The sequence below is a fragment of the Lysobacter sp. Hz25 genome, assembly GCF_046097045.1.
GTDB classification, from domain to species: domain Bacteria; phylum Pseudomonadota; class Gammaproteobacteria; order Xanthomonadales; family Xanthomonadaceae; genus Lysobacter; species Lysobacter antibioticus_B.
Window position 1 is genome coordinate 5669486 of sequence record NZ_CP175666.1, and the last position, 9361, is coordinate 5678846.

General features: G+C 63.7%; 15 protein-coding genes. 9 read left to right on the forward strand and 6 right to left on the reverse strand.

The window, feature by feature from the left end; genetic code table 11:
• Positions 1 to 2 precede the first annotated feature (2 nt).
• The 6 genes from ACKN61_RS23440 to ACKN61_RS23465 all read right to left on the reverse strand — a co-directional run bounded on the left by ACKN61_RS23440 (position 3) and on the right by ACKN61_RS23465 (position 3118).
• Complete coding sequence (locus ACKN61_RS23440; protein ID WP_408951471.1) at positions 3 to 284, reverse strand: hypothetical protein; 282 nt, start codon at positions 282 to 284, stop codon at positions 3 to 5.
• Between the two features lie 167 nt (positions 285 to 451).
• Positions 452 to 1108 carry a DUF3489 domain-containing protein gene (locus ACKN61_RS23445; protein WP_408951472.1) on the reverse strand — a complete coding sequence of 219 codons (657 nt, stop codon included), beginning with the start codon at positions 1106 to 1108 and terminating at the stop codon, positions 452 to 454.
• 71 nt (positions 1109 to 1179) lie between these two features.
• On the reverse strand, positions 1180 to 1410 hold the full coding sequence (locus tag ACKN61_RS23450; RefSeq protein WP_057916360.1) for a hypothetical protein: 231 nt from the start codon (positions 1408 to 1410) through the stop codon (positions 1180 to 1182).
• Positions 1411 to 1584: 174 nt separating this feature from the next.
• A complete protein-coding gene (locus ACKN61_RS23455) occupies positions 1585 to 1983 on the reverse strand; it encodes a hypothetical protein (protein ID WP_408951473.1) in 399 nt (132 codons plus the stop codon).
• A gap of 174 nt (positions 1984 to 2157) precedes the next feature.
• Positions 2158 to 2553: a DUF6900 domain-containing protein gene (locus ACKN61_RS23460; protein WP_408951474.1), complete on the reverse strand. Its 396-nt coding sequence runs from the start codon at positions 2551 to 2553 to the stop codon at positions 2158 to 2160.
• A 175-nt stretch (positions 2554 to 2728) separates the two neighbouring features.
• On the reverse strand, positions 2729 to 3118 hold the full coding sequence (locus tag ACKN61_RS23465) for a DUF6900 domain-containing protein (RefSeq protein WP_408951475.1): 390 nt from the start codon (positions 3116 to 3118) through the stop codon (positions 2729 to 2731).
• A 253-nt stretch (positions 3119 to 3371) separates the two neighbouring features.
• Here ACKN61_RS23465 and ACKN61_RS23470 point away from each other — a divergent pair, with 253 nt between their 5' ends.
• From ACKN61_RS23470 to ACKN61_RS23510, 9 genes are all read left to right on the forward strand, one after another.
• The gene (locus ACKN61_RS23470) at positions 3372 to 3884 is read left to right on the forward strand and encodes a hypothetical protein (RefSeq protein ID WP_408951476.1); all 513 of its coding nucleotides are present in this window, start codon (positions 3372 to 3374) and stop codon (positions 3882 to 3884) included.
• A 135-nt stretch (positions 3885 to 4019) separates the two neighbouring features.
• Complete coding sequence (locus ACKN61_RS23475) at positions 4020 to 4268, forward strand: hypothetical protein (protein ID WP_408951477.1); 249 nt, start codon at positions 4020 to 4022, stop codon at positions 4266 to 4268.
• 174 nt (positions 4269 to 4442) lie between these two features.
• A complete protein-coding gene (locus ACKN61_RS23480; RefSeq protein ID WP_408951478.1) occupies positions 4443 to 4982 on the forward strand; it encodes a hypothetical protein in 540 nt (179 codons plus the stop codon).
• A 206-nt stretch (positions 4983 to 5188) separates the two neighbouring features.
• Positions 5189 to 5446: a hypothetical protein gene (locus ACKN61_RS23485; RefSeq protein WP_057916364.1), complete on the forward strand. Its 258-nt coding sequence runs from the start codon at positions 5189 to 5191 to the stop codon at positions 5444 to 5446.
• 107 nt (positions 5447 to 5553) lie between these two features.
• Positions 5554 to 6165, forward strand: a complete 612-nt coding sequence (locus tag ACKN61_RS23490) for a hypothetical protein (RefSeq protein WP_408951479.1) — start codon at positions 5554 to 5556, stop codon at positions 6163 to 6165.
• Positions 6166 to 6240: 75 nt separating this feature from the next.
• Positions 6241 to 6492: a hypothetical protein gene (locus tag ACKN61_RS23495; protein ID WP_408951480.1), complete on the forward strand. Its 252-nt coding sequence runs from the start codon at positions 6241 to 6243 to the stop codon at positions 6490 to 6492.
• Between the two features lie 108 nt (positions 6493 to 6600).
• Complete coding sequence (locus tag ACKN61_RS23500; RefSeq protein WP_408951481.1) at positions 6601 to 7149, forward strand: elements of external origin; 549 nt, start codon at positions 6601 to 6603, stop codon at positions 7147 to 7149.
• Positions 7150 to 7152: 3 nt separating this feature from the next.
• A complete protein-coding gene (locus ACKN61_RS23505) occupies positions 7153 to 9099 on the forward strand; it encodes a phage terminase large subunit family protein (protein WP_408951482.1) in 1947 nt (648 codons plus the stop codon).
• The gene (locus ACKN61_RS23510; RefSeq protein WP_408951483.1) at positions 9096 to 9314 is read left to right on the forward strand and encodes a phage head-tail joining protein; all 219 of its coding nucleotides are present in this window, start codon (positions 9096 to 9098) and stop codon (positions 9312 to 9314) included. Before ACKN61_RS23505 ends, ACKN61_RS23510 begins: the two co-directional genes overlap by 4 nt.
• The last annotated feature ends 47 nt before the right edge of the window (positions 9315 to 9361 follow it).

Genomic DNA, 9361 nt, shown 5'->3' on the forward strand with positions numbered 1-9361 from the left:
GATCAGGCCGGCTCAAGCCAGCCGGTCTCGGGGTTGTATCGAAGTCCGACGCCCGTGCGAATGGGCGTCGCGCCACCCCAGTAGATGTCGGTCGCGTAAGCCGGGCGATACTGAACTGCCCGTTCCGCTTGCTCGATGGTCAAGCCGCAGGCGACGAAGTAGTGTCGCAGTTCGTCGTCGCTCGCAGAATCGTTGTTGCTGAGTTCGTCCTCAATCAACGCCAGCAGCAGATGCGGTAACGCGGCAAGCAGCGAATCGGGGCCGTTCGTGTCGTTCTGGCTCATGGTGCGGTCTCCGTGTTGGTGACGCATGAACGCTTCCTCCGGCGGAGAAGCCAAGCGCATTCCAATCCAATCTGCGCCGCAGCGGCGGCGCGTTAAGGTGTCGGACAAGAACGAGCGTTCTCGATCCCGCAATGCGGCCGGGCGTGTTTCCCGGCCGCGCGCGTTCCTCATTCTTCTTCGTCGGCGGCGGCGACTTCCGCCGCTGCCGCCATCGCCTCGGTCTTGATGCGGTACACGCGGTCTGCCCTACCTTCCTTGTCGCTGATCAGTTCGTAGCCCTTCTTCTTCAGGGTGCCGGCAAAGAATCCGCGCACCGAGTGCTGCTGCCATTCGGTGGCCTCCATCACCTGTGCGATGGTCGCCCCCTGGGGGCGCAACAGCAGGCCGACCACTTGGTCCAGCTTGCTCTGGGTGCGCTTAGCGGGCGGGTTGGGCGTGCTGGCCTCGGTGCTGTCGGAGCCGCCGGCATCATTTCCTTCGTCCGGGGTAAGGTCAGCCTCGACCGCCGCATTGGCGTCGGTGTTCGCGGTGGCACCGCCATCGGCGGCATCGTCGTTGTTCACCGTGTCGCTCCCGGCAACGTCGTTAAAGCCGGCCTCAACCGTGTCGGCGACTTCCGGGGGCTGGTGACCAACTGCCTCGTAGCCGGCGGCCGTGAGCGCGTAGCCGGAGCCGTCAGCGGCAATCAGATGCTCGCGCAGCAGGCCGCGCACCACTGCCGTGCGCGCACCGCCGCCGAGGTTCTTCGGATAGTTCTCGATGCGGCCAGCGGTCTCGGTCGCGAGAAGGATCAGGGCGCGCTGGCTGTCGGTAAGCTTAGTCATTGCAGTTTCCTTGGTAGGTGATGGGTGTATTCGGGTAAGCGCGCCCCACTGCTGCGGGGCGCGCGGGGTGTTCAGCTGATCAGGACTTCGCCAATGACGCTGCGCACATCGATGTCGCGGCTGGCGATGGCCTGGATCACTTCGTCGGGAAGCTTCTGCAGGAAGAAAGTGGCGCGGCGCTCGATTTCGCGTTGCGCGATATCGCTCCAGTCTTGGAGCACCGCGAGTTGTGCCAGCGCCGAGCGGTTTCCTGTGTTCAGGCCGGCGAGATAGTCCTTCAGGATTTGCGTTTCGTCTCTCATGTGTGGCCTCCGTGGCCGTCGTTGGTGTGGGGACATGAACGCTTCCTTCCACCACGAAGCCAAGCGAATACAGCGGAGAAGAACGAGCGTTCTTCATCGCGTACAGCTGTTAGACACCTTCGAAACGCGGGAACAGAAAGGCGCCCCGTAGGGCGCTCGGAGTGCTTCGGTAGATCATTCGCCGCTGATAGCTGTCTTCGCGTGCTGAAGCCCCCGGCGTGCCAGCCGTAGGCCAATGCGGTACTCGGCATCGCGGGGGCTGGTTTGCAGGTGCTCATCTATGCCGCTGAGCATTTCCTCCAGATTGGGCTCCGACGTCGACGCGCTCGCGTTGAGAAGGTTGAGAATCTCCGGAACATCGCGGGCAACATCTGTCAAGTACACCGCGTGGCCGCCGGTTTCGGCGAGCATCTCGACGATCGCGACGCTGTTCGCCACCAGCTCGGCGGCGGCCTCAAGCTCAGCGGCGAGCAGCGCGGCGTCGCCTCCGGCGTTCAGGGCTTCCAGCGATGTGCGGCACTCTTTCAAGGCGACGAGGGCGTTGCGAAATCGGAAGGTGTTGTTCGTGTTCATGCTGGTCTCCGTGGCTGTCGTTGGTGTGGGGGACATGAACGCTTCCTTCCGCGCCGAAGCCAAGTGAATAGAGCGACTAAGAACGAGCGTTCTCCACCGCGTACAGCTGCCGGACAACTTCACCAAGCGCGCACAAAAAAAGCGCCCCGGAGGGCGCTTCGCGCGCGACGCGGATTAGAGGATTCGGCGCTGCAAGATGGCCGTCGGGATCAGCTCCGTGCGTGCGCGGTCCGCTTCCCAGCGATTCCCAAGCAGGGCTTTCTCGGGGATGGGCGCGGTGAAGATGGTTCTGGCGCCGGGGGTGCTCGGAAATTCGCTCGTCCCGCCCTCACCGAGCCATGTGTTGCCCACCATCGTGTGCTGCTCAGTCGGCAGCTCATCGTCAGGGGTGCCGCTGCCGTTGGCGGCGCGCGCGCAGGCGGCGTAGCCGGCCAAGTAGGCGGCGGTCAGCGCTGCCTTAATTCCCCAAACTCCGACGCTGGGGAAATCCAGCGAATCGCTACCTTGTTCTTCCAAGGTGTCCACATCGAGGTGCTGCTGCGCGATGGTGGTAAAAAGTTCGATGTTCATGTCGGCCTCCGTGGCCTTGCGTTGGTGTGGGGACATGAACGCTTCCTTCCACCATGAAGCCAAGCGGTTCTAGCAACAAAGAACGCTCGTTCTTCAAAGCAGACAGGTGTCGGACAGCTACGTTGCTCGGCAACAGAAAACGCCCCCTACGGGGCGTTGTCGGGCGTTGCGAAGTTCAGGCGATTCGGCGCTGTCGGATCGCGGTAGGAATCAGTAAATCGCAGGCCCTTGCCTCCTGCCACCGGTACGCGGTTAGGGCGACCTCCGGGATCGGCGCGGTAACGACCGTCTCGGCGCGCGGGTCGATGGACCAGTCTTCTGCTTCGCCTTCGCCGAGCCATACGCTGCCAAGCATCGTATGCCGCTCGGTCGGCAGGACGTCCGCTGCGCTGCCGCCAGCCGCGCGCATCGCGGCGGCGTAGCCCGCGAGGTAAGCGGCGGTTAGCGCGCCGTCGAGGCTGCTGGCACACACGTTGTGGAAGTCGAGGCCGTCGTTGCCCCGCATATCCAGCGTTGATACGTGCAGGTGTTGTTGCGCAATGGTGGTGAGCGTCTTGCGGTTCATGGCAGCCTCCGTGGCTGTGCGTAGGGTCGACGCATGAACGCTTCCGCTGGGTGGGAAGCCAAGCGGACTACTCGTCATATCCCGACTTTTCGCAGGCCCTGGACAACGGCCGTACAGCTTCCGCCGCCCAGTTGTCCAAGGCTTAAATGAGTTGGGACAACGCTCGTTCTTCGTGCGGATTCCGCTTGGCTTGTGAGCGAAAGGAAGCGTTCATGTCGTCGCCGCGCTTGGCGGTGAACGCAAAGAGAAGGGAATGGAAGACGTAGAGCGAGCGGTCTTTACGCTGGGCGCGCTGCCCGGCCGCATACGATGGTTGGTCGAACAAGCGCCGACGGACTTGGAGCCGGTGTGGATGCACGGCGTTTGCAGAGTTGAGGCGTGCGCTGCCTTAGCAGGGTTCCTAGAACCCTGGGCCCGTCTCGACCGTGCGCGGCGTGTTGAACCTGTCGAGCTTTGTTCGCGCGTGGCCGCCGCCGACGATGAACTTCGTAATTGGGAGCGACGGGTGCGAAGCGGGTTCAACCCAATCAAACGTCGACCCAAACGACGCAACGCGGCCGTCGCCAGTGCCCTGTCGGATGTGGCCCGCCAGATCGATGAGTACCTCCAGTGCCGACCGGCTATGACCCCGCGTCAATGGGTCGAACACGCGCTCACGGTGGTCGAGCGGTTGCACGTATGGCGGTCCCGCGACGCCGAGTACCAACACGGAATCAGCCTCGCGCTCAGCGGGCTGGAGCAAGCGCTAGGCCAGTTGCAAGAGTAGACGCAGATGGGCTTATGCGAAGCTGTCGGAGACCTGTCTGAAGTCGGAAAGGCGCCGACATACTATTGGCTTCTGCTGAAAAGGAAGCGTTTATGTGGACGCCGCAACGACGCGGCGAAACGGAAGAGAACGACGATGGCGAATATGTCCAATTACCGATTCCAGAACACCGCATCGGGTCTGGCGGACTGCGTAGAGGTCTTGGAAGATATGACCGATGGCGATCCACCTCCGCTGAGTGAAGAGGAATTGGAGGCGGCACACCGCTTGGTCACCAGTTGCCTGAGCATCGTGCGGCTGTTGGCCGAACGCGGATCGTTGGAATTTGAGCCCGACATGGATCTCGCTTTAGTGCTCGATGATTTGAACTTCTCAGCGACCTGATTCGGCGAGAGAGCAGACCCCAGCGCCGACTCGGCGCTGGGGTATTCCCTCTTCCAATCGTATCCGTCCACACGCTGTACGGCATCGGCAATACGTTCAAAGCACCTTGATGTTCCGGCGGGATGAAGCGTTCATGTCGTCGCCGCAACGACGCGGCGTACAGCAGGAGCAGGTATGTCGCAGAGCAACATCAATGTGTTCAGGGCCGCTGGCAAAGCCATCGCGCCGTGTACCGAGGCAATCAAATCAACCGAAGATTATAGGAAGCGGTTTACCGAGACGGAGAGCGAACAGGTCGAGTGGATGCTCGACATCTGTTGCGATTTGTTCGAAACGCTTCACGTCTGGATGCGGTGGGATTACAGGCTGAACGACCGTGCGGGCTTGCTCTACTACTTGGACCGAAGGCTTTGCCTGAAACCCGGACAGGACACGCGCCATCTCCCACCCTGTCGGGCCGGCGTCTTCGCAGCTGGAGTAGAAGCAATGTGCGCGGCTCGCGAACGCCTGCGAGCGGCTGGGCGCGGTACTCAAAGGCCGCTGAGTATCCGGGAGAACTACGCAGCCGATGAAATGGTGCAGGCAGTCGGAAGATTGTTCGACGCCATAGACCCCTGTGGGCCTTTTATCGAAATGGCTGAGGCCATGCGAGGAATCATCGGCGAAGGCGGTGTCCCGATTCCCCACGCCAGCGAGCCGCAAGCGGAATGGTAATGGCCGACCGCTACGACCGACCGTAGCCAGCCCCGACATCGAGAGCGCAGACCCCAGTGCTCACCGGGCGCTGGGGTGTTCCCTCTCAGGGATTCCTGTCTGACAGCCGCCTATGTTCGAAGACTAGTTGCTATCCGCTTGATGTTTACTCGGAAGGAAGCGTTCATGTCGTCGCCGCACCGTCGCGGCGATGCCAAGGAAACGAAATGCCGAACCTGTCCTACTGCCGGTTTCGCAACACGCTCGTGGATCTGAATGAGTGCCAGTCGGCGCTGGAGTCGTTGATCCATGATGAGCCGCTGATCCCACTGTCCCGCGAGGAACTGGCCGCCGCGAAAGAACTGGCGAGGACTTGCTTGGGCATCGTGTACTTGTTGTGCGAGGCCGGCGGTGAAGAAATCGCCGACGAGCCTGACATGGCGAAGCTGGTCGAGAAGTTCAATAGAGAAGCGGCTGCACCGTAAGTCCGGGAGAACGAAGGCCCCAGCGCCCACCGGGTGCTGGGGTATTCGTTCTTCCAAAACGTCGTTCAGCAGCTTCCTGTCCGTCCGCTGTCTCGCCATTGATCTCTGTGCAGAAAGCGCTTGGCTTCTTCCCGAAGGGAAGCGTTCATCACGACGCCGCACCGACGCGGCTCGACAAGGACAAAGCCATGAACAAAAATGCGGCCTTCGCCGAAGCACAGTTGCGCAGCCTGAGCGATTGTTTGGAACGGATACTGCTGTCCATCACGCCGGATGAGGAAGCCGAGAACTGCCTGACGCTCTTCGGCTGCTACGGCCTCGCCAGCGTCCTCGCCGAACGCACCATCACGTTCCGGACCAACCGCCTCGGCGGCGATGTCCTTGAGCGGTTGGTGGAAGATTGTCGGCGGGAGTTGGCCCCGCTGGAGTGGGTTAGCGATGAGGCGAAGGGCAGGTTGGCGAAGCGCCTTGTGCCCAGCGAAATCAGCGAGGACGAGATGACCCTGCGCTGGTTGCTCTCGACCATCGAGCGGTACTTAGAAGGACGGGAGCCGGAGTATATGGCGCTGCCGGTGCATCAACTTCGGCGCGCGGTACGCGAGGTCCGATTGATGCAGGTCTGGGATGTCATCGATGCCGAGTACCAGCCAAAGCTGAGGTTGGCCCTGCGTCACTTGGAAAGCGCGATCTCGGGTGCGGAATGCGCCCCGCGAAACTAATCTCGCTTGGCTTCTGCTCGGAAGGAAGCGTTCATGTCGTCGCCGCAACAACGCGGCTGAACGAGGAACGCGACGATGAGCGAACACCGGGACTTTCGCAGCACGGCAAAGGAGCTGCTGCGATTCGAGGTCTACCTGCATGAGCTGCTGCGCTGGGACGACACGCTGCAACTGGAACTAGACGACCTCTTGGCGGCGGGAACCATGGCGTCGAGCTGCTGGGAAATCGTGAAGATGCTGTGCGAGCACGCGCGTATCGAACTGCCGAGCGAACCCGATTGGCGCACGATTCTGGATGAGGTCAACGAGGCAGCAACGGTTCCTTAACGCGGAGTGGGAAAACCCCAGCGCCCCTCGGGCGCTGGGGTTTGCGCGCTTCGTCTTCACTAACTTCCGCGCCGGGGCCGGCGATGACCGGATTCGACTGCTTCTATCGTGGGAATTTCCATCCGCGCGTACGGCCGCCATCGGGGCGTGTCGGATACGGCCGTACGCAAAGCCATCGCCGCTGGCCGCATCACCGCCGAGGCGGATGGCACCATCAGTCCCGCGCGCGCCGACGCCGAGTGGGCGGCTAGCACCCGCGCGCCGGACCCGCCCCTGGCCGCGCCCGCGCGGCCGGCGCGGGCGCGCGCGGCAACCGCCGCCGAGGACGATGGGGCCGGCATAGCTCCGGTCAGCACCAAGGGCGGCAGCAACACCTACGCGCAAGCACGTACTGCCAACGAAGTCCTCAAGGCGCAGCACCACAAGCTGCGCATCGCCCAGCTCAAAGGCGAGTTGATCGATCGCTCGCAGGCGATGGCGCAGGTGTTCGCGCTGGCGCGGGCCGAGCGCGACGCCTGGCTGAATTGGCCGGCGCGGATCAGCTCGATGCTGGCCGCCGAGCTTGGACTTGACCCACACACCATGCATGTCGCGCTGGAGCGCGAAGTGCGGCAGCACCTGACCGAACTCGCGGAGTTCAACGCCCGACTGGACTAATTCTTGTACGACGGCTTCGACCACGTTGAGAAGGCGTGGCGCGATGGCCTGACGCCCGATCCGTTGCTGAGCGTCTCGGACTGGGCTGATCAGTATCGGATGCTGTCCTCGGTGTCCTCGGCCGAGCCAGGTCGCTGGCGCACCGCGCGCACGCCGTATCTGCGCGACATCATGAACGACCTGTCGCCGGCTTCAGCGACTGAACGCATCGTGTTCATGAAAGGTGCGCAAGTGGGCGGAACGGAAGCAGGGAACTGCTTCATTGGCTACGTGATCCACCATGCGCCCGGACCGATGATGGCGGTGGCGCCGACGGTCGAGATGGCCAAGCGCAACTCGAAACAGCGCATCGACCCGCTGATCGAGGAATCGCCGTCGCTGCGCGAGCGCATTGCGCCCTCGCGGGCCCGGGACGCCGGCAACACGATCCTGGCCAAAGAGTTCCGCGGCGGCGTCCTGGTCCTGACCGGGGCGAACAGCGCGGTCGGCCTGCGCTCGATGCCGGTGCGCTATCTGTTTTTGGACGAAGTGGACGGCTATCCGCGCGACGTGGAGGGTGAAGGCGATGCGGTGGCGCTGGCCGAGGCCCGCACCCGCACCTTCACCCGCCGCAAGATCCTGCTGGTCTCGACGCCGACGATTGCCGGCGCCAGCACGATCGAACGCGAGTACCTGGCCTCCGACCAGCGGCGGTACTTCGTGCCATGCCCGCACTGTGCCCACGAGCAATGGCTGCGGTTCGAGCAGCTGCGCTGGACCTGGGGCGATCCGCGATCGGCACGCTATATCTGCGAGGCCTGCGAGCAGCCGTTCGGGGAGCACCACAAGACGGCGATGCTGGCAGCAGGCCGCTGGATCGCGACCGCGCCGAAGAACAAAGGCAAGACCGCCGGCTACCACCTGTCGTCGTTGTACTCCCCAGTGGGCTGGCGCAGCTGGGCCGACATCGCCGCCGCCTGGGAGTCGGCGCAGGGATCGGCCACGGCGCTGAAGGCATTCAAGAACACCGAGCTCGGTGAGACCTGGGAAGAGGAAGGCGAAGCGCCCGATTGGGAGCGCCTGCTGGAACGCCGGGAGGATTATCGGATCGGCACCGTGCCCGCCGGTGGATTGATGCTGAGCGGCGGCGCTGACATCCAGAAGGACCGCATCGAGGTCTCGGTCTGGGCGTTCGGGCGCGGTCGGGAGACCTGGCTGGTCGAGCACCGCGTGCTGATGGGCGACACCGCCCGCGCTGCGGTCTGGAATGAGTTGGGAGCGATCCTGTCGGAGCACTGGACCCACGCCAGCGGCGCACTGTTGCCGCTGACTCGGCTAGGCTTGGACACCGGCTTCGCGACGCAGGAGGCCTATGCCTTCGCGCGCAGTGTCGGCGATCCGCGGCTGTTGCCGATGAAAGGCGTCGCCAGCGGCGCCGCATTGATCGGCACGCCCACCGCCGTCGACGTCAGTGTGCCGGGCAAGCGGTTGCGCCGGGGGCTGAAGCTGTTCGCCGTGGCGGGCGGCATCGCCAAGCTGGAGTTCTACAACGCTCTTCGTTTGTCGATCGAGATCGGTCCCGACGGGCAGCCGGCGTTTCCGGCCGGCTACGTCCACCTGCCGAAGATCGACGGCGAGTTTCTGCAGCAGCTGACCGCCGAGCACCTGATCAGCCGTCGGGACCGCCATGGCTACCCCGTTCGGACTTGGGAGAAGCGACGGGATCGAAACGAGGCTTTGGACTGCTACGTCTTGGCACGCGCCGCGGCGATGCAGGCCGGTGTCGATCGCTTCGAGGAGCGGCATTGGCGCGAGATGGAGCGATCGCTCGGGGTTCTGCCGCCGTCGACTGCTTCGCCACCGGTAGTTCCGGTCTATCCCTCCATCGAGGCCGCCCCACCGGGTGGCCTTTCCATTTCTGCACCCGCGCGCCGTGGGCGCCGGGTCATTCAAAGCCGTTTCATGCGATGACCGAACTTCCCTATACCCACGAACAACTGCAGGCGCTGCGCAAGGCGCTCGCGCGCGGCGAACGCCGCGTCAGCTTCGGCGACCGCCTGGTCGAGTACCGCAGCGTCGACGAACTGCTGGCCGCGATTCGCGAGATCGAAGCGGCGCTCGCAGGCACCGAAGGGACTCCGCGACGCGTGCGCCGCCTGCGCGTGACCACGAACAAGGGCTTCTAAGATGACCTGGTGGTCGCGCGTCCGAACGGCGATGTTCGGAGGCTCGC